General features: G+C 39.6%; 18 protein-coding genes. 10 read left to right on the forward strand and 8 right to left on the reverse strand.

Annotated features, from left to right (window positions below; all coding sequences use genetic code 11):
- Positions 1-283 precede the first annotated feature (283 nt).
- The 5 genes from MSKOL_RS13975 (at position 284) to MSKOL_RS13995 (ending at position 4,740) form a co-directional block, all read left to right on the forward strand.
- Positions 284-715 carry a NifB/NifX family molybdenum-iron cluster-binding protein gene (locus MSKOL_RS13975; RefSeq protein WP_048158379.1) on the forward strand — a complete coding sequence of 144 codons (432 nt, stop codon included), beginning with the start codon at positions 284-286 and terminating at the stop codon, positions 713-715.
- Between the two features lie 387 nt (positions 716-1,102).
- Positions 1,103-1,480 carry a NifB/NifX family molybdenum-iron cluster-binding protein gene (locus tag MSKOL_RS13980; RefSeq protein WP_048157210.1) on the forward strand — a complete coding sequence of 126 codons (378 nt, stop codon included), beginning with the start codon at positions 1,103-1,105 and terminating at the stop codon, positions 1,478-1,480.
- 144 nt (positions 1,481-1,624) lie between these two features.
- Complete coding sequence (locus tag MSKOL_RS13985; RefSeq protein WP_048157214.1) at positions 1,625-2,857, forward strand: cation diffusion facilitator family transporter; 1,233 nt, start codon at positions 1,625-1,627, stop codon at positions 2,855-2,857.
- Positions 2,858-2,929: 72 nt separating this feature from the next.
- Entirely contained in the window at positions 2,930-3,811 is an 882-nt protein-coding gene (locus tag MSKOL_RS13990; RefSeq protein ID WP_048158380.1) for an ATP-binding protein, read from the forward strand.
- A complete protein-coding gene (locus MSKOL_RS13995) occupies positions 3,808-4,740 on the forward strand; it encodes an ATP-binding protein (RefSeq protein ID WP_048157217.1) in 933 nt (310 codons plus the stop codon). The genes MSKOL_RS13990 and MSKOL_RS13995 overlap by 4 nt, the downstream gene beginning before the upstream one ends.
- A 126-nt stretch (positions 4,741-4,866) precedes the next feature.
- Here MSKOL_RS13995 and MSKOL_RS20410 read toward each other — a convergent pair whose 3' ends face one another.
- Positions 4,867-5,034 carry a hypothetical protein gene (locus tag MSKOL_RS20410; RefSeq protein ID WP_156151103.1) on the reverse strand — a complete coding sequence of 56 codons (168 nt, stop codon included), beginning with the start codon at positions 5,032-5,034 and terminating at the stop codon, positions 4,867-4,869.
- 116 nt (positions 5,035-5,150) lie between these two features.
- Here MSKOL_RS20410 and MSKOL_RS14000 point away from each other — a divergent pair, with 116 nt between their 5' ends.
- Positions 5,151-5,804: a hypothetical protein gene (locus MSKOL_RS14000; RefSeq protein WP_231592251.1), complete on the forward strand. Its 654-nt coding sequence runs from the start codon at positions 5,151-5,153 to the stop codon at positions 5,802-5,804.
- 197 nt (positions 5,805-6,001) lie between these two features.
- Here MSKOL_RS14000 and MSKOL_RS18870 read toward each other — a convergent pair whose 3' ends face one another.
- A complete protein-coding gene (locus MSKOL_RS18870) occupies positions 6,002-6,397 on the reverse strand; it encodes a hypothetical protein (RefSeq protein WP_052725516.1) in 396 nt (131 codons plus the stop codon).
- A gap of 183 nt (positions 6,398-6,580) precedes the next feature.
- On the opposite strand from MSKOL_RS18870, the gene MSKOL_RS14010 reads away from it, so the two are divergent.
- On the forward strand, positions 6,581-6,946 hold the full coding sequence (locus MSKOL_RS14010; protein WP_048157219.1) for a cupin domain-containing protein: 366 nt from the start codon (positions 6,581-6,583) through the stop codon (positions 6,944-6,946).
- Positions 6,947-6,993: 47 nt separating this feature from the next.
- Here the strand turns inward: MSKOL_RS14010 and MSKOL_RS14015 are convergent, their stop codons facing one another.
- Both MSKOL_RS14015 and MSKOL_RS14020 read right to left on the reverse strand, forming a co-directional pair.
- On the reverse strand, positions 6,994-7,251 hold the full coding sequence (locus MSKOL_RS14015) for a hypothetical protein (RefSeq protein WP_048121906.1): 258 nt from the start codon (positions 7,249-7,251) through the stop codon (positions 6,994-6,996).
- 434 nt (positions 7,252-7,685) lie between these two features.
- A complete protein-coding gene (locus MSKOL_RS14020; protein ID WP_048121908.1) occupies positions 7,686-8,243 on the reverse strand; it encodes a TATA-box-binding protein in 558 nt (185 codons plus the stop codon).
- 742 nt (positions 8,244-8,985) lie between these two features.
- On the opposite strand from MSKOL_RS14020, the gene MSKOL_RS14025 reads away from it, so the two are divergent.
- Positions 8,986-9,225, forward strand: a complete 240-nt coding sequence (locus MSKOL_RS14025; RefSeq protein WP_231592252.1) for a cupin domain-containing protein — start codon at positions 8,986-8,988, stop codon at positions 9,223-9,225.
- 40 nt (positions 9,226-9,265) lie between these two features.
- Here the strand turns inward: MSKOL_RS14025 and MSKOL_RS14030 are convergent, their stop codons facing one another.
- Positions 9,266-11,356, reverse strand: a complete 2,091-nt coding sequence (locus MSKOL_RS14030) for a hypothetical protein (protein ID WP_048157221.1) — start codon at positions 11,354-11,356, stop codon at positions 9,266-9,268.
- A gap of 332 nt (positions 11,357-11,688) precedes the next feature.
- On the opposite strand from MSKOL_RS14030, the gene MSKOL_RS14035 reads away from it, so the two are divergent.
- Positions 11,689-12,396, forward strand: a complete 708-nt coding sequence (locus MSKOL_RS14035; RefSeq protein ID WP_048157223.1) for an endonuclease/exonuclease/phosphatase family protein — start codon at positions 11,689-11,691, stop codon at positions 12,394-12,396.
- A 222-nt stretch (positions 12,397-12,618) separates the two neighbouring features.
- Here MSKOL_RS14035 and MSKOL_RS14040 read toward each other — a convergent pair whose 3' ends face one another.
- The 3 genes from MSKOL_RS14040 to MSKOL_RS14050 all read right to left on the reverse strand — a co-directional run bounded on the left by MSKOL_RS14040 (position 12,619) and on the right by MSKOL_RS14050 (position 18,897).
- Entirely contained in the window at positions 12,619-16,062 is a 3,444-nt protein-coding gene (locus MSKOL_RS14040) for a HEAT repeat domain-containing protein (protein WP_048157225.1), read from the reverse strand.
- A 163-nt stretch (positions 16,063-16,225) separates the two neighbouring features.
- Entirely contained in the window at positions 16,226-17,995 is a 1,770-nt protein-coding gene (locus MSKOL_RS14045) for a chloride channel protein (RefSeq protein WP_048158381.1), read from the reverse strand.
- A 329-nt stretch (positions 17,996-18,324) separates the two neighbouring features.
- Positions 18,325-18,897 (reverse strand): flavodoxin family protein, encoded by a 573-nt coding sequence (locus tag MSKOL_RS14050; RefSeq protein ID WP_048121914.1) that lies wholly within the window; start codon positions 18,895-18,897, stop codon positions 18,325-18,327.
- 250 nt (positions 18,898-19,147) lie between these two features.
- Between MSKOL_RS14050 and pta the strand changes: the two genes are divergently transcribed.
- Positions 19,148-20,149, forward strand: a complete 1,002-nt coding sequence (gene pta / locus MSKOL_RS14055) for a phosphate acetyltransferase (protein WP_048121916.1) — start codon at positions 19,148-19,150, stop codon at positions 20,147-20,149.
- Positions 20,150-20,167 lie beyond the last annotated feature (18 nt).

Here is a 20,167-nt window from a genome sequence, read left to right on the forward strand (position 1 = left end):
GCTCTAATTGAGTTCAAGCCCTAATTGAGTTCAAGCTCTAATAAAGAAACTCATGATGGTTTTATTGTGGTTTGATTTTTGAGATCCGGACTTTTTTAAAACTTGAATATTCTGGACTTTCTCTGAAGCTATTTTCTACAGATATTCTGCTCGGTACAGGATAGATACAACAAGTTCCCGGGCACATAGAAAAGTATAAATACTTTTACTCATATGAGTGAAAATAGGATTCCAGGACTTTTGAGTATAGATGGTCACAAAGGAAACAGGTGGAGTAAAAAGAATGAACATTTGCGTAACAGCCAGTGGTGAGGGGCTCGACTCCGAAGTGGACCCAAGGTTTGGGAGATGCAGCTACTTTGTGATTTATAACCCTGAGACCAGACATGTGGAATCTATATCAAATGCCGCTGCGTTCACTTCTGGCGGTACCGGCATAAAAGCAGCAGAAATTATTGCAAACGCAGAAGTCGATGTCCTCTTAACAGGCACAGTGGGGCCCAATGCTTTTTCGATTTTCTCAGAGCTTGGTATTGATGTTCAAGTCGGAATAAAAGGTACAGTGCAGGAGGCTATCAGGCAGTATAAAGCTGGAGAACTTCAGTCAATCCGCAGTCCCAATACCACTCCTGGTTCTGGAATGAAAAAAGGAAATGGCATGGGAAGGGGAATGAAAGGAGGTGGTATGGGAAGAGGGATAGATAGAGGCAAGTAATCCTTAGTCTTGATAAAGTTAGTAAAATAAAATTTCTGAGAAAGACACGTTCCTCCATGTGTGAAAAACGGTATTATTCCCCTTTGTTTGCGAAAAACGGTATTATTCCCTACAATTTGTTAAAAACGGTATTATTCACCAGAATTTGCAAAAAACGGTATTATTCACCAGAATTTGCAAAAAACGGCATGATTCACCCTAATTTGCAAAAAACGGTATTATTCACCAGAATTTGCAAAAAACGGTATTAGTTTCCATAATTTGCGAAAACAGCATTATTCACCAGAATTTGTTAAAAACTTACATATTGTGTAATCTCAAAATATGTGTCAATGCAATCAAAAAACACCACTAATTGATAAAACGATAGGCAATGCAGGTGATTATATGAAAGTAAGTATTCCTACAAGAGATGAGAATGGTCTGGACGGAATTGTTGAACAGCATTTTGGAAAAGCTCCGACCTACACCATAATAGACACAGAGACCAACCAGGTAACTGTAATTCCTAACACCAGTGAGCACATGGGAGGACTCGGACTGCCTCCAGAGTACCTTCATGAAAATGGAGTAGATATAATGCTCTGTGGCGGACTCGGATTCAAGGCTGTCAATATGTTCGAATCTTATGGAATCAAGGTTTTTGTGGGGGCTGGCGGCACTGTAAGGGATACGTTTAAAGCCTGGAAAGCAGGAAAGCTCCATAACGCGACTGCTGAGAATTCCTGCTCCGAACATGGGCATGACGACCATCACCATCAATGAAATCACGAAAAGTACTGCCAGAGAGAGTAGTACTGTCAGAGAGAGTAGTACTGTCAGAGAGTGTCAGAAAAGTTTCAATTTTCTAAAAATTCGATTGTCTGAGTTGTGATATGAATAAATGACTCACTTAAAACGGATCTTCAAATGAATGCGCAAGACAACCTGGAACTGGGGGTTAAAACATCAAGGAACGCAACCCTGGCGCTTGCATTCCTTGCTTTCCTTAAAGGAGCTGTGGGTATTTATTCCGGAAGCACAGTCTTGTTTGCTGATGCTGTCCACACTGGTCTGGATATTTTTGCCTCTCTAGCAGTCTGGATTGGGCTCAAGATAAGCCTTAAAAGCAGTAAGCATTTTCCTTATGGGTACTACAAGGCAGAGAATATCATAGCTCTCTTTGTTTCTCTATTAATCCTGCTTTCTGGCGTTGAACTGCTAAGGGAAGGCTTTACAGGCGCAAATACTACTTCCCAGATTGAATTTCAGGGGCTTGCCCTTGCAACGGCTGTTTTTTCAGTACTTACAATCTATGTCCTTTCCATATACAAACGAAATGTAGGGACAAAGATCAATTCTCAGTCCTTGATAGCTGACGCAGTGCATTCTTATACGGACGCCTTTTCTTCGATGATAGTGGTTGTTGCAGTCCTTGGCTCTATGCTGGGGGTCTCGAAACTTGACAGTTTAGGTACTATTGTAATTTCTCTTTTGATCTTCAAAATGGGAATCGAAAGTGCCAGGGATGCAGTGCTCACCCTGATGGATGCCTGGCTCGATGAAGAGGAAAGTGAGAGAATTAAAAAAGACATACGCAATATCCCGGGCTTGATAGAGCTTGAAGACCTGAAACTCCGAAAATCCGGACTTGTGGTTTTCGGGGAAGCTACGGTTGAAGTTGAGGGTGAAACCGACCTGAAAAGAGTGGAGCTGCTTTCTGAGGAAATCAAAACGGCTGTTAAAAAAGAAGTGGAAAACCTGGAGCATATTGTTGTTAATGTAAAGCCTGTACAACGGAAAAATTTTAGGTTAGCTCTTCCCGTTTTTGATAAGAATGGGTTTCAAGCAAAGCTTTCGGAGCACCTTGGAAAAGCTCCTTATTTTCTCTTTGTAGAGATAGAAGAGGGCAAGGTTGGAGATTATCAAATTATCGAAAACCGATTTTTTAATTCTGAGAAAAAAGGAGGCATGAAAGCCGTGGACCTGATTATTCAGGAAAAAGCAAACGTCCTTGCGGTAAGAAATGTCGGTGAAGGCCCATACTATATGCTCCGAGATAATTTTATCAAAATTCTTCAAATCCCCGACGGGGTAGATACTGCCAGAGAAGTCCTCGACAGGTTCCAGAACCTTGAAGAAATCACAGTGCCTGCGAAATAACATGGAAAATTACAGTTTCTGAAAAATAATATGGAAAATCACAGTGCCTGCGAAATAACATGGAGATCGGATATGAAAATTGCAATTGCAAGTGGAAAAGGAGGAACCGGGAAGACCACGGTTTCTTTAAATCTTGCCCTTTCTCTTTCAGATGTACAGCTAGATGTACAGCTAGATGTACAGCTTTTTGACTGCGATGTAGAAGAACCTAACTGTAATCTTTTCCTTGGTTTTGACCTTGAAAAAGTAGAAGATGTAGTGTGTCCGGTACCTGTAATCGATCAGGAAAAATGCAATATCTGCAGGCAATGTTCGGACTTTTGCCGTTATAACTCCCTAGCAGCCCTTCCTAACAGAGTTTTGTTTTTTCCTTCTCTTTGCCACGGATGCGGAGGATGTGCTGTCCTCTGCCCGGAAAAAGCAATCCAGGAATCTTATAGGTCCCTTGGAGTAATCGAAAAAGCAAAAGGAAAAAGTTCACCTGAATTTTACAGAGGGCTTTTAAATATCGGGGAAACGATGACATCGGCTGTTATCAAAGCGCTCAAGAAACATATCGATAGACGGAAAACTGCAATTCTAGATGCCCCGCCTGGAACTTCCTGCCCTGTTATTGCTTCTGTTGATGACGTGGATTACTGTGTGCTTGTGACTGAATCAACCCTTTTTGGTTTCCACGACCTCAAGCTTGCCGTAGGCGTTGTAAGGGCACTTAAAATTCCCTTTGGGGTTATCATTAACCGCTGGGGGTTAGGGGACTCAAGGGTTGAAGAATACTGTAAAGCCGAAGGAATCCCGGTCTTTCTCAAGATCCCAAACGATCTCAGAATTGCAGAACTCTATTCTCGCGGCATTCCCTTTGTTCGAGAAATGCCGGAATGGAAAGAGAAGTTTCTCGGTATGTTTGAAGCAATAAAACTCCAGCTTGCAGGTGTAGAGGAAGAGATAACATGAAGCAGCTTACTGTAATCAGCGGAAAAGGCGGGACTGGAAAAACAACCCTTACGGCAGCTTTTGCCTCGCTTGCAAAAAATGCTGTCATTGCCGATTGCGATGTGGATACAGCTGACATGCATCTTATCCTGAAACCCGAAATTCTGGAAAAAGAAGACTACTACGGCTTTGAGGTTGCCAGGATTGACCCGGAACTCTGTATCAAATGCGGAAAATGCAGAGAATTTTGCAGGTATGGAGCGGTAAATGAAAATTATGAAGTTGACCCTTCCGGATGCGAGGGATGTGCTGTCTGCACCATTGTTTGTCCCAACGGAGCAGTTTCCATGGAAAAAAGGGTTTCAGGCCAGTCTTTTTCTTCCAAAACCCGTTTTGGGCCTATGGCTCATGCAAGGCTCGGCATCGGAGAAGAGACGAGCGGAAAACTTGTGAGCGCCGTTCGAAGCAACGCGAAAAAGCTTGCAGAACAATATCATAAAGATTTAATCATAATTGACGGGCCTCCTGGAACAGGTTGTTCCGCAATTGCAGCTATTACAGGTACGGACCTGGTTCTGGTGGTAAGCGAGCCAACCGTCTCCGGAATTCATGACCTTAAAAGAGTTATTGATCTTACTGTACATTTCATGATCCCGACTGTCGTCTGCATAAACAAGTATGATATAAATGAAGAGAATACTCAGCTGATTGAAAATTTCTGTGCCGAAATAGAAATTCCGGTAATAGGCAGGCTTCCTTATAATGACATTGTAACGAAGGCAATGCTTCAGGAACAAACCTTGATAGAGTATACTAAAGGCAGCGAGTGTTTAAATGAAAGTGAGTTTTCGGATCAGGTCTGCCAAATCTGGGCCAGGGTGGAAAATATGCTGATGGGTATTCAGGATAAACAGAAAGGGATTAAAACTCTCAAAATGAAAAACTCATAATTTTAGTTCCTGAAATACATAGTATCAGGTTCAGAGCTTCAGATTATTTTTTCATGGGCCATCCATTTATATAATATCTATTTTATATATGATTATTAAAACTAATGATCTACAAAGCCAATTAATCTACAAAATAATAATCCCTAAAACAATTCCTAAAACAATCACTAAAACAACTAAAACAATCACTAAAACAATCACTAAAACAACTAAAACAATCACTAAAACAATCACTAAAACAATCACTAAAACAATCACTAAAACAATCACTAAAATAATCCCTAAAACTCTCAATCTTTAAAGCTAACAATCTTTAAAGCTAACAATATCTCTGCGCTTAATTTTTGATAACCGGGTTTTTGCCTTTACTTCTGTAATCGAAGTCGATTTATAAATATGGGGGTTTAGTGATGAAAGATATCGCTGTTGGAACCTGTGTACACCTGTTATCCCGGATAGATGACAAAGCTCTTGCCGAGTTCTGGAAAGAAACCTCTGTTGGGAAATCTCCGATAGTTGATTCTCAGGGTAATCTGGGTTATTCCCTGTTGAGCGAGGACGGCATTTTATTTATCAGAAATGATTTTGCAGTTACGAGTTATGAGCAGTTTGAGCTGGTTTTTGGAGACCTTTTCCTGCCAGACACGGTTCAGGAACTCCTTATTAAAGATAAAGTGCTGCTTCTTATGGTGTGCAGGAAAGGCACGCAGGACTTTTTACTCTCAGAACTTCGTACTGATGTCAAGTTCATGCTTGACCTGCCACGTGGGGAATACTTCTTTTTTGTATTTCTTCTGGACGCGGGCGCTGAATCCCTTTTAAACTCAACAGTCCACGCCATAGGTTTTCCATCCAGGATGCATTTGAACAGCCCGGAGCTTGAGACCTTTTATCTCAAACATCCCGTTGACATCTGGGAATTTGTAGATCCTTCACCTATTGAGATTAAACGCGGAGGGCCTTTCTATATCAACATGATTATGATAAACATCGAACAGATTCCGGGCTGTTCCCTGCTTTTTTCCGAACTTCTGCAGGAAGATGAATCCACGCCTCCTCTTTGAAATCTTTTCTCTTAAATGAGCCCTACATCTAAAGCTCTGCATCTAAAGTCCTGTTTTCTCTCTACTTCAGGTGCAGATTGAGGACTTCAGGTGCAAGTGTAAAATTAGTATAATTAGTATGGTTTTTCAGATTCCAGAAGTTCAAAAATCGTAAAATTAAAATGAAAATATATTATCCATAATATATGATAAGAAATTCAATTTCTCACAGTCGTTATTTGTTGAACTGCAAGGATATCAAATAATGTAATTACTCCAGCCACGAAGAAGATTACTGAAGGTATTGTGCTATAAATAATAGAACCTCCTGTAGCTAATGAAAATAGAAAATAAAGCGCGTATAATGGACTTATAATTAAAATAGCCCACATAACGTATGTGAGTGCATCCTTACTCATATTTTCGCTATTGATTTCCGGTTTTTTATTTGGTTTCACATTTTTGCTATTGGTATCTGGTTTTTTATTTGGTTTCACATTTTCGCTATTAATATCTGGTTTTTTATTTGGTTTCATATTTTCGCTATTGGCATCTGGTTTTTTGTTTGGTTTTACATTTTCGCTATTGATATCTGGTTTTTTATTTGGTTTCATATTTTTATGCTCCGAGTATCATTATTCATCGAATTGTCTCCTAATATTAATTAATAATGTAAAACATATATAATAATTTGAGCCTGGGGTAGTTTTTTCAAGAAAAGTTCCAGATAAGAAAGTTTAGGTGCAAAGTCTCTTGAATGAAAAAATAGTTATAATTGCGGTTTCCAGTAATTCACAATGCAGCTCTTTACCAGATACGAAGAAATAGAACCTTACGTCACAAAAGACGGTTCAATTATCCGCGAACTTATGCATCCGTCGGTCCACGGCAACTCAAATCAGAGCCTTGCCGAAGCCACTGTGCCAGCCGGAGGAAAAACCCTTCTTCACAAACACCGCCTGACCGAAGAAATCTATCACATTACCGAGGGCAGCGGGATAATGACTCTTGGCTCTGAAGAATTCAAGGTCAAAAAAGAGGATACTGTTTGTATTTCGCCCGGCACTCCGCACAGGATTCAAAACGCAGGAAATACGCCGCTGAAGATTCTATGCTGTTGTGTGCCGGCTTATTCGCATGAGGATACGGAATTGGTGGAATGAATTCAGGAATCAAAAGAAACGTTTTTTGAGTGGAGAGTTCTCTTATATTAAGCAATTTGCTCCGATATGTTTGCATACTGAACACTTATTTCATTATACTCAGCATCATTGAGTCCATCCATTTTTCTCTTTTTAAGTAGCTTAGCCTGTTTTGACTTGTAAATCGCCAGGCAGTTCCTCCCCGCATCTTCTCTTGTGAAACATTTGTCTTCGATTTTCTCTATTTCAATTGAACTCAGTTGCTTCCCACTACCGGTTGTGAAATATCTTACATAAGGTTTGAATCCTGAATCCTTAAAAAGCATTTCAAAATCTTTTTTGTCATCTCACAGAACGAAACTCCTTTCTTTTTCGACCAGTTCCTTTTGATCAAGAATAAATATCTCCCGCCATCTTGGACTTTGCTGGAAAGTGAATACATAATGTCTGGAAGGTAAACAAGTTCAATTTCAGGTTGTGGTACAAAAAATCCAGCTTTGTTACAAAATCAGTGTAAACCTTCACAATTAAGAAAGTTAGTCACTCTCATCGCCGGGAAAAAGGTACACAAAGGTAAAAATCATAGTATCAAACTGCAGAAATATTATTTTTGCATCACAACTTTATGCGTGGCCTTAAGATCCTCTTTGTCTTGGCCGGGCTTCTCGAATTATTTTATTAGGGAAGCAATAGCACCATATTTAATTTGGTAAATGAGGTACAATAATCTTTAAAAATTGGATCATTTTTGAGGTCCTATTTAAGAAAGTAGTCCTAAGTTATCAAACTCTGTACTGATGATCCGCAGACCCTCCTCGCAATCCTCTGGAATTTTGCCACCTGCGATTACCAGCTTACCAGAACTGAATATAAGCACTACTAGTTTGGGAGCATCGATCCTGTAAACAAGCCCGGGAAATACTTCTGGCTCGTACTCAACGTTCTCCATGCCAAGGGCCATAACAATTGTGTTCAGGTTTAGGTTCGTTTTCAAATCAGCGGTGGCTACAATGTTCTGAACATGAACTTCAGGGTCTAGATCTATTTTATCGAAGCCGATGTCCTTTAGTGTGTTAGCCAGAGTGATTATGGCCTTATGGGCGTTCTCGACGCTCTTGGATCCGGTGCATACCACTTTTCCGGAAGTGAAAATTAAAAAAGCAGCTTTGGGATTCTGAATTCTGTATACGAGGCCGGGGAACTTCGCTTTGTTATATTCTGCGCCTTCCAACCCAGACTCCATTATTTTTACCAGGTCGAAATCTTCCGCCAACGTGGTGGATGCCACTATGTTCTGTATAGTTATTATAGACTCCATAAAACACATATCCTAAATGTTTTTAAATAGATGTAATTATCGGTTAAGACACAAAATGAGGTTCCATTACAAAAAAAATTATTAAATTTATACTCTAAAATAAATAAAAAGTCATTGGTCATCGGTTAAGGAATTTTTCTTGCCTGAAAGCTATCGATTTTGCACTTTAATCCTGATTAAACTTTTGCCTATTTAGATGGAATCGATACCTTGTTCCAGTCCACAATATATTAAAACCTTAACTCTGCCACGAATAGGGAATATCTTTTTCAATAACAATGCTCTTGATCATGTTTCACTCAGAATCATTAAAACACAGTATATAATTTTTCAGTGGGTCCCCCCGGAAAGAAAGATAACAAATTGATGTTTGAGCCTATAGGTCTCGAATTTAAAAATAAGCAAAAATGCAAAAATTACTTATTTTATACCCTATAGGAAATAAATTTCTCCATATTTTTCAGTTTATTTCAAACAAAATTTTCAAACAAAATTTTCGATATCTATAGAACAAATCGCATTAAATGTATAAAAAATCTCTGGTAATTTGAAAGCAATAGAGAGAAAAATGCAAAAATCCGTTAAAAAACAACATCAAAAGACATAATACTTGAATTGGTTTATTCCCTACGCGAGGGAGAGTTAAGGTTAAAATTTCTAACAACTGTTGTGGAAATGGAGGCAATTTATCACGATTCCTCACTTAACCGAAGACGCATAACAGAGCCTTGCCGAAGCTACCGTGCCAGCCGGTGGAAAAACTATTCTTCACAAACACCACCTGACCGAAGAAATCTATCACATTACAGACGGTAGCGGGATAATGACTCTCGGTTCTGAAGAATTCGAGGTCAAAAAAGGGGATACTGTTTGCATTTCTCCCGGCACTCCGCACAGGATTCAAAACACAGGAAATACGCCGCTGAAGATTCTCTGCTCCTGTGCGCCGGCTTATTCGCATGAGGATACGGAATTGCTGTAGTAAAATCTATTTTTATTTGAATTTGATATTATTCTAATTATTATCCACCAAAATTTCTACCTGCATCAATCTCCCTTGGACTCCAGTTCTGATTATTTTTATCCATGGGAATTACGTAGCGGGTATTAATTATCGCATCAGAAAATACTTGATGTATATAGTCTGTAAGTTTAGTTATTTGTTCCTGATTTTTTTGACGATAGTTGTCTGCGATAGAACATGCATATATCCAACACTCAGCTTTTCCTTCTTTATTAATAATTAGTTCGATGACATCAAATTCATTTTCGTCTTGCTCTTCTTTTGGTTTTTCTAGGTCAACCACAACCATTCCATTAAAGAACAATTGAAAATCTCCTTTTTCAATTTGCAACTTTTTTATTAACCATAACGCTTCAAATAGGTTACCTTTTTTCTCGTTTGAATCTTCTTGGGGTATACTTGTAAGTAGAGTATTGTATATGTCTTGTATGTACTTTTTCGTAGATTGATACTGTAAGAGTTTAACAGGTAAATCCAAAAGTCCTCTTACGAAATATTCATACATTTCTGATTTACTGTCCTCACCTTTATGCTCTTTAATAAAGTAGACTATCTGCTCTTTCCAGATAAATTGATTCTGAAAATTATTCCATAGTTCTTTATACGTTGAAATATTATAAAGTGCTTGTAAGTATTTCTCAACGAATTCTCCTTCTTTGTACTTGTCTGTCTCAAGCTTCAATATTGCTTCAACTATTGCAGAAATAATAGCTCGATTATCATATCTTATCTTCTTTGTCCATGAGAACTCTTCTCCAATATTTCTTCTTATTATTTCAATGTCATGAATCGCAAGATGATACGAAAGATGATCTATAATTTTCAATAATTCTACTAGTTGCTTATTTGAGTCGTCTTGAAAAACATGTATTGAGTATAATCTTGAATTTGGATGAACAAAAAGATCTTCTAACTTTATGTAATCAATGGTTACAAGAATGCCTGTTTCATAAGGATATAATAGTAACCCTCTATCACTTCTTCTCTTTTTAATTAGTTCATACTCGACATCAATAGAGGTTTTTTCTTTTTGAAATGGAACTTTTAAATGAAGTATATTGGTGTAACTGACTTTATTCTCAAACAAGTCTTTAGCTTTTTTAACCCAAACCGGAGGCAATTTTACTTTATCATTGGTTGCATCTATATTTTCTGTAATTAACCTTTTAAATTGGTCATCAGTATAATTTTCAAGCCATTTTTTATCGAAACTTTTGCTAATTATCAATGACGCTAGTATTTTTTCATATAATCTACTAAAAAAAAGAACATTTTCATGCTCATAAAATCTTTCATTTAAATATTCAAGATTAGACTCTATTAGTTTTTCTTCACTCACGGAAAATTTGGGATTATACATTGATGCTTCTCGGTAAAGATGTTGAGGAGATACATCAATTTTTACTGCTCCAAAATATAAGGCATCTCGTTGAACATAATCAGCTTTATCTGCAAGGTTTAGATATTTGTATCCATGAGACTCTGTGTCAATAAGGTTTTTTACTATTATTTCAAGCTGATTATCTTCTAGATTCTGCAATTTCTTTTTTAAAGTACTCCATTTGTTTATTATATTTTCACTGGAAAAATATCTATATAATTTTTTATAATCTTCCATCGAAAATAAATTTTCCAAAACTTCTTGTTGCTCTTCTTCTTCATAACCTACTTTTATTAAAACTTTGTTTACTTTTTCTATAATATATTTTCTTACGTTGTTATCATCACTTTTTTTTCCAAGATTACTAGCTAAAAGCAGCGAGCGTTCTGTTGAGTAGGTATAGGGAAGATGACCTGTGTGCAAAAAAATAGAACTTAATTGAAGTGGCATTCTATATTTTTCTCGAATTATTTTATCATTATTTACTATTTCTAACAAACAATTAACTTGATGAATGGTACCAAGTTGATGTTCATATTTTGGATACCTTGCCATTCCAAAAACTTCTGGAATTAAGCCTAAATTGTTAATTCTTTTTAATCTATCAAACATAGGCTTAAATGTACCTTCAACAACACGCATTTCATCAGTTTCTTCAATCACTCTATAAAGTGGGTCATAACGTATTTTCTTCATTATCTTGTCCATTCATCTTACTTCCAAGATCATAAATAATTATCTTCAGTTCTTCCTCCATAAATATTTTTTGTATTTTTCGAAATAAATTCACTTATTAGATGACATTTCTGAATCTCTTATGCTTTAATTCGTCAGATTAAAGCTCTTAGAGTAGGACTAACGACTAAAATACGGCTAGTAAGGTTATTCGGTCTTATTTTTCCTTATTTTTCTTGTTTTTCCTTTGTTTTTTACTTTTTTCATTTATCCGGTTCAAGTGAAGTTGTTTTATACTCTTTACTGGTTTTTTAACTTAAATTCAAAGCTTTTTAGTAATTAGTGACTGTATCAATAGTCTTGATATGAAGATTATAACCTGGAATTGTAATATGGCTTTTCGGAAGAAGTACAAGCAAATTCTTCCTTTTGATCCTGATTTATTGATTGTTTCTGAGTGTGAGCATCCAGACAAATTCAGCGATAAATTTTACGATGATGTTTTATGGATAGGTGATAACAGAAACAAGGGCCTGGGTGTTTTCAGTTTCAATGATTTTGAAATTGCAGTCCATGAATCCTATTGTGAAAATTACAGGTATGTCCTTCCTGTCACAGTTAACGGCAGCGAAGTCATGAATCTTATTGCTATCTGGTCACAGAACAATACAGAGGACCCAAGAAGGAGATACATTGGAGAAGTTTGGAAGTCATTAAATTACTATAAGGACTTGTTCAGCTTTCCAACGATTATTGTAGGTGATTTCAACTGGAATGTTATCTGGGATCAGGGTAATCAGAAATATCCTCTTTACGGAACACTAACTGATGTAATTAATTTGTTAGAGCAATTTGATATTTTCAGTATGTATCATACTTTTACAAATACAGAGTTCGGGATTGAAAGGGAACCGACGCTGTATTTCAGGAAAAATCAAAAAACTCCTTATCATATAGATTATATTTTTGCGCCTGCTGAAATTATTAATCGTGGGAAATCCTTTTCGGTTGGTAAATATGAAGATTGGATTTCTCTGAGCGATCATATGCCTTTAATAGCAGAATTAGAATAACTACTCACTTCTTGGAACTTCTTTACGGAAATCTTGTATTATATTCTCTTTATCTGTCTTCTCTTATTATATGGGAAAGGCCGCTCTCCTACGTCGAGCGTGACAAAGACGACCCAATATGGCGAATATGGTTTCACGGGTTAATTTTTCCATTTATTGGGTTGAAATGAGGTTATTTTATCCTTTATTGTGATCTTCTACTGCTTTCTACGCCTTTTTAATTTATTCCCAATCTAAAAACAGCTCGGTTTTTAAGATTTCCTCCATTTCAATGCTTTCCAGGATCTCAAAAGCGAGATTTGCCGTAAATTCGTCTTCCGAGTCAAGTAAAGCCTGCAAACGTGGCCTGTCCTCTTCAGTACATATCTTTTTGAGAGTTCCGGCTACTTCGGCTTTTACAAAGCGGTTACAATCATAAAGGCTGTTGATAAGGGATTCGACGGCCTTTTCAGGTTTTATCCTGCCGAGAGCTTTTGCAGCAGCCAACCGCGTAAAATCATCCGTATCCGTAAGGGCGGCAATAAGGTGATCAACTGCGTTTTCGGCTTTAATCTGGCCGAGAGCTTCGGCTGCTCCTGATCTTCCTTTATTATTTGGATCCATCAGCGCATCAATAAGAGGTTCTATAGCCTGGCTGGATTTTATTTTACCAAGGGCTTTTGCAGCTTCTTCTTTTACAGAGCCATCGTTATCAAAAACCAGAATAGCTATCAGGGGCTGGAGAGCTTTTTTTGATTTTATCTGGCCGAGGGTGTCGGCAGCAAAACGGCGTACGGTTGCGTCCCTGGACTTGAGGGCACTGACCAGCGAAGGGATAGCTTTTTCACAATCAAAAAGGTTCAGGGACCCGGCTGCAAGCCTCCTGACTTCATCGTCCTCGTTATCCAGGGCGCTGATAAGGGATTCAAATGCCCTTTCGCTTCTGCTTTCAGATAGGCTTTGCAGGGCTTTTGCTGTTTCTTTTCGCACAAGTTTATCTTCGTCTTTCAGGGCGTTATCAATGAAATCAAAGATCTGGTCAAATATGCAATCAGGAATCCCATAGGGATTTATCTGGCCAAGGGCTTTTACTGCTCCCTGCCTTGTGAAAGGGTCCTGGGACTTAAAAATCCTGATAAGGGGGTCAAGGACTTTTTCGCATTCCAGTTGTCCGAGTGCATTTGCAGCTTCTTTCCTGACAAAGCGGTTTTCATCCCCGAGGGCAAAAAGCAGCGGAGCAATGGCTTTTCTGACTTTCATCATTCCCAGGGCTTTTGCAGCTTCCAGCCGGACTAAATGGCTATTGTCCTGGAGTTTAGTTATCAGGGTTTTAGCAGCTTTCTCGGACTTTATTTCTCCGAGGGATTCTACGGCTGTTTTTCTTACAAACTCGTCCTCATCCGAAAGCGCCGAAACAAGGGGGTCAAGCGTTTCCTCGGAACCTACTCCCCCGAGGGCTTTTGCAGCTTCCCTTCGGACGAAACGGCTTTCGTCCCCAAGCATATTAACAAATGTTCCGGAAGTTTTGTCCGATTTGATTTCTCCAAGGGCTTTTGTAGCGATCCAGCGTACAAACTCATCTTTATCTTCAAGGGCATCTACAAACGGTTCAACAGCCCTTTCCGACCTCATTCGGCCCAGGGCTTCGGCAGCTCCCAGCCGGACAAGTTTGTCTTCTTCCTGAAATGCTTTTATAAGGGCTTCCGCCACTTGCCTGGAATTTGTCTTTCCAAGGGCCCCTACAGCTCCAATCCGAACAAAGTCGTCTTTGGCCCCGAGCGCGGAAATAAGGACTTCCAGCGCTTTTTCAGATCCAATCTGCATTAGCGCATTTGCGGCCTCCAGCCGGACAGCCCGGTTCTTATCTTCAAATGTGTCCCTGAGCAGTTTTATTGCTCTTTCGGACCCTATTAAGCCAAGAGACTTTATGGCTTCTATCCGCACAGAATAATCTGCGTCCCCAACTGCAGCCTCAAGTGGAATAAGTGCCATCTCGGACCTGGTTTCCCCAAGCACTTTCGCAGTCTCTCTTTTTATCCTGATATCTTTATCTTTAAGTGCTCCAGTATTGGCCCTGATCCCACAGGCTCCGAGCCTTCCAAGGCTCTGAACAGCCTTTATTTTTTTTACAGTATACCTGCTGTCAAGTTTTCTGGCAAGCAAAACACATAGCTTTCCTTTTGTTTCGGGACTGACTCTCCCAGCACATTTTGAAGCCAGATATAAGTTTCCGCTTGAGACCATCAAATTTAAAAGTTCGTCTCCTGATTCGAGCAAGTCCGAGGTGAGCATTATCACATTCTCCCATCTCGGATTCCTGAAAGCCTTTGAGATATCCATCCCGTTTTCAAAGTATGTTTTCAGCTTTAAAGCCGCAAAATATTCCTGAAAAACTCGATTTATTCCGAACTTTACTTCGGAACTCTTTCTTATCAGAAGTCCAAGCTCTAAGCAGGCCTGAAGGAGTTTTCCCGCCTTTAACCTACCAGACCTGCTGCACTCTGTAATCCTTCCAGATTTGCTGCACTCTGTTTTGCTGCACTCTGTTTTGCTGCATTCTGTAATCCTTCCAGACCTGCTGGATTCTATATATGCTTCTGCCACTTCAAGAGCATAGCTATACTTACATGAAACCTTATTCTTGCACTGGAGTTTGAAAGCCAGATTCATAAGGACATTTTCAATATCTGTTCTTTCAACACTGGGTTCTTGAAAATCGGTTCTTCCATCTGGTGCCTTTTCTGAACTTATTTTCTCAAAGCTTACTCTTCGAGGCAGATGGTCCCGGGATCTAAAAAATTCCTCTCTTATTCTGTAATCTTTAAAAATCTCCGAAACAAAAGCCTGATAGATTTCTGCCCGGACGAAAGGAATTGAATCAAAAAAGTTAAAGTGCTGAACACCTTCATGTTTTCCTCTTCTTCCCATATGTGTCGTTGAAAGTTTGATCCAGAGATAAAGCAGCAGAGGATTCTGGAGGATAGGCTTTGACTGAATCTCACCCAGGCTTCTGGCTTTTAAAAGCTTTGCCTGTCTCTTGTTGGGAACGTACTTTTCTATAAACAGCCTGATTTTTTCATCAGTCAATTTTTCAAGTTCGGAAAGTGCAAATGTACTTTTTAAACTATCAGACGGCTCGGGTCTAGAGGCAATAACATATCTACAGGCTTCATACTCGGAAATAAAGTCGGAAATCTCATCAAAAGGGGAAAAATTCTCTGAAGGCATGAGCAAATCAAGCCCATCCAGTAACAGCAGGGCTTTTCCTTCGAGCAGCTTCTTAAAATCCGTCTCAGAAATGCCTTTTTTCGTTACCTCTGCTTTTAAGTAATTAGAAAAAGAACCTTTAACATAGGACTTAAGTTCTATATATATCGGAACAAATCCTTCTTTTTTCAGGAGGTATTCCCTGGCATAAACCATACTCAGCCATTTTAGGGTGCTTGTCTTTCCTGAACCTGCTTCCCCGTAAATTATCAGGTGCCTTTCTTTTTCCACGATTTGTGAGATCTTGAAGTCATAGGCAAGAGAAACCCTTTCTTCAAAAAGCCTGCGCGTGATTGGTAGTATTTCTCTGGCGGATAATTCTACATAGTTAGAGTTTTTATCTCTATCTTCCAGTATTACGTTTTTCAGGTACGTCCCCATGTACCCGTTTGAACTACTTTCAGTTACGGACTCAGGCATAATGTCCCCCCAAAATATCTAAATGGTATTTCCTTTCCAGATTCTATTCTTTTTGTCAGGGGATCTTTTTTAGGTTTACTGCTTTCAGTATGTACCTTCAGTAAGTATCCTGACTATTTTCAGTAGGTATCCGGACTATTTTCAGCAGGTATCCGGACTATTTTCAGTAGGTATCCCGGACTTTTTCTACGACTTTCTTGTTATATGCATTTACGATGTCGCTTCGGGTAATGAGGCCGAGTAGTCTGGTTTTATCCTCTCTGTCCACGACTGGAAGCCTGCCTATTTGCTTTGAAGCAAAGCGTTTGAGGACCGCATCAAGGGTTTCATCAGGATAGGCAATTTCCAGACGCCGGGTAGCTATATCCTTTACTTTTTTGTCAACGTCTCCGGACTTTACTTTGCTCCGGAGGTCTGAAAGGGTTACTATACCTGAAAGTTTGCCTTTGGAATCAAGGACTGGAAAACCGACGTGGCGGCTTACCTGCATTAGGGTTGTAAGTGTCTCAACACTCTTCTCCTCAGAGACTGTCTGGACATATGTGATCATGGCGTCTTTTACAAACAAGGAGCTCATGATATCCACTTCCCTGCCTTTTCGGATCTTAAATCCTTTCCTGCGTAGGCCCTCCGTGAAAATGGACTCAGGATAAAGGGCATTTGACATCACATTGCTGAGGACGCAGGCAAACATGAGAGGAAGAATCATATTATAGTCCCTTGTAATCTCAAAAAGGATCAGAATGGCAGTAAGGGGAGCCCTGGCAGTTCCGGCAAAGACCGCACCCATCCCGACCATAGCATATGCCCCTTGCTCAGCTAAGGTCCCCGGAAAAAACAGGTTTGCGACTGTCCAGAAAGCCCCTCCCAGCATTGCACCTGTAAAAAGGGAAGGGACAATCGTTCCTCCTGAACCTCCAGAACCCAGGCTCAGGGAAAAAGCAAGGATCTTTAAAAAGAGCAGGATTATCAGGATCTTGAAAGTAAACTGGTTGTTGAGGACATCCGTTATTACAGTATAGCCCATTCCCATAACTCTGGGATAAAAAATACCCATTGCGCCGACTGCGAGCCCTCCCAGAGCAGGCTTGAAAACGGGATGGAAAGGGATTTTCGAAAAAATATCTTTTGTGTAGTAAAGCGCCCGGATCAGGACTGTAGAGACGATCCCCGCAAGAAGTCCGAGCACAAGGCAGAGTCCGAGTTCTTTGTAGGGGTTAATCAACTGGTAAAGCGAGATCTCTATAGGTTTTATTCCGAAAAGTGTGCTTGAGACAAGGGTTGCAAAGACCGAGGAAATAACTATCGGAATAAAGGTCCTGGTTTCAAGTTCCCCATAGATTACCTCTACCACAAAGACAACCCCTGCAAGAGGGGCGTTAAACGCAGCTGCAATTCCGCCGGCAGCTCCACAGCCTAAAAGGATCTGGAGCTGCCTTTCCGTGCTATTCAGGATTTTTCCCATAAAAGCCCCAGTGCCGGCTCCTGCAAGGATTCCGGGTGCTTCCTTTCCCAGGGAACCTCCTGAACTGATTGTGATTATTGAAGTAAAAACTTCCAGAAAAACATCCTTGAGATTAAGCCTTGCTCCGCGGAGGGTTACGGTTTCTATAAGCCCGTCAACGCCGTATTTCTTTTTCATCAGAAAATGGGAGATTAGTCCTACCAGCAAACCCCCAAAGGCAGGCACGAATAACACATAATAGTGTGGGAACTCGTGCAATGGGAACCCTTGCTGCATACCCAGAAAAGTGTTGCTGTACTGGAGAGTCCTGTCATAAACTCCGATCACGAACCCTGTAAGGAGCCCGATTATAATAGCAATTGTATTGACTCTGGCAGTTTCGGTATCAAACCGGGCAATATACTCTGTTATCCTGGGATATTCTCTTACATTGTGGAATACCACTCTGTGCTCTGGACTAACTTCCAAAAACTCGTGCCTCTTAAATCCTTTTATCTCTTCCTTTTTCTTGAACAAAAAGGTAAGTTTCAGGTTTATTTTCCCTGAGTATTTTTCACTCGAAGGATTTCAAGCATTTATTTAAATGTATCATTATATTATATTATACAATGTATGCCCAGAGTACAGCCTGTGAAAATCGAAGATTGTTTTCCTCGATTTTTTTCACTATATTCAGCCTTCTTAATCTTTGTTATATTCAGCCTTTTTAATCTTTGTTATATTCAGCCTTCTGCATCTTTGTTAGATTAAGTCTCTTTATCTTCAGTATTTTCTATGTACCGCCCTTTATTCAATTCTTATCTTTTGTTATTCTGGATAAGTTCCAGAACCTCACAGAGTTTTTTTGCAGTTTCGGAAACGGTCTGCATACCTATGGAGTCTTCTTCTGCCGGGTTCCAGGCTATTCCTCCGAAATGAGAATTATCACCAACTATAATCATGCCGTGAATATGCATCCAGTCATGGATTGATTGAATGGTTTTTTCCTGACCTCCGTTTCTTGAGCCCCCGACTGAGAGAGCGGCTCCAACTTTGTTTTTAAGTGAAAAGTTATTGCGGCGAAGCAGGACACTTCTATCAAAAAGGGCTTTGAGCTGGGCAGGATAATTTCCCATATAAACGGGGGATGCAACAATTATACCATCTGCAGATCTCATTTTTTCATAAACTTCTTCCATATCGTCTTCAATTACACATGAGTCATTCTCCATACAAGCTCCGCAAACTTTGCAGGGTGCAATCTCCATGTTTGAAATAAAAACGGTATCAGTTTCAAAACCCCTTTCTTTTGCTATTTCGAGAGCGGTTAAAATCATTTTTTCACAGTTTTTTCCCTTTCGTGGGCTGCCTGAAATTCCCAGAATCTTCATTTAAATCATTCCGAAATTCTTTTATATTATTTATCACGTATAATCAGTAATAATTGTAAAGTATACCATCTGCCAAAAATATCACAGATCGTTATATATTTTAAAGAAAAAAAGTCCATATATAAGTTTTTGTTGGCAGTCTTAATTATATATTTATTATTTTTATATATATCCCTATTCATTTTACGTAAATTTATATATTAAGACCCAGCTAACTTAAACTACTCCAATTATATAGGAGGTTGGTTGATTGGTAACATTTTTAGAAAAGATCAGTGAAAGAGCAAAGAAACTCAATAAAACAATCGCTTTACCTGAAACTGAAGATATCAGAACCCTCCAGGCAGCTGCCAAGATTCTCGAAAGAGGTGTTGCAAAGGTCGTCCTTGTTGGTAAGGAAGAAGACATCAAGGCCCTTGCTGGAGACCTTGACCTCTCAAAAGCAAGAATTGTAAACCCTGAAACATATGAGAGAAAAGACGAATATGTTCAGGCTTTCTACGAGTTGAGAAAGCATAAAGGTGTTACACTCGAAAGCGCAGCCGAAATTATGAAGGATTACGTCTACTTCGCTGTTATGATGGCAAAACTCGGTGAAGTCGATGGTGTAGTCTCAGGTGCTGCTCACTCTTCCTCTGATACACTTAGACCCGCTGTGCAAATCGTCAAAACTGCTCCGGGTGCAGCTCTAGCATCTGCTTTTTTCATCATTGCCGTACCAGACTGTGAATACGGGTCAGACGGGACATTCCTCTTTGCTGACTCAGGTATGGTCGAAATGCCCAGTGTTGAAGACGTTGCAAACATTGCTGTCATCTCTGCAAAAACCTTTGAACTGCTGGTTCAGGACACACCATATGTTGCAATGCTTTCTTACTCCACCAAGGGAAGCGCACACAGCAAACTGACCGAAGCAACAATCGCTTCCACAAAGCTTGCGCAGGAAATTGCCCCTGATGTAGCAATCGATGGTGAACTCCAGGTAGATGCAGCAATTGTTCCTAAAGTTGCAGCTTCAAAGGCTCCGGGAAGCCCTGTTGCAGGCAAGGCCAATGTCTTTATATTCCCAGACCTCAATGCTGGAAACATTGCATACAAGATTGCCCAGAGGCTTGCAAAGGCTGAAGCTTATGGCCCTATTACCCAGGGACTTGCCAAGCCAATTAATGACCTGTCCAGAGGATGCAGCGACGAAGATATAGTCGGTGCCGTTGCAATTACCTGCGTCCAGGCTGCAGCACAGGACAAATAAATAATTTAAAACGTTTCT

Origin of the sequence: Methanosarcina sp. Kolksee (genome assembly GCF_000969945.1) — an archaeon.
Taxonomy (GTDB): domain Archaea; phylum Halobacteriota; class Methanosarcinia; order Methanosarcinales; family Methanosarcinaceae; genus Methanosarcina; species Methanosarcina vacuolata.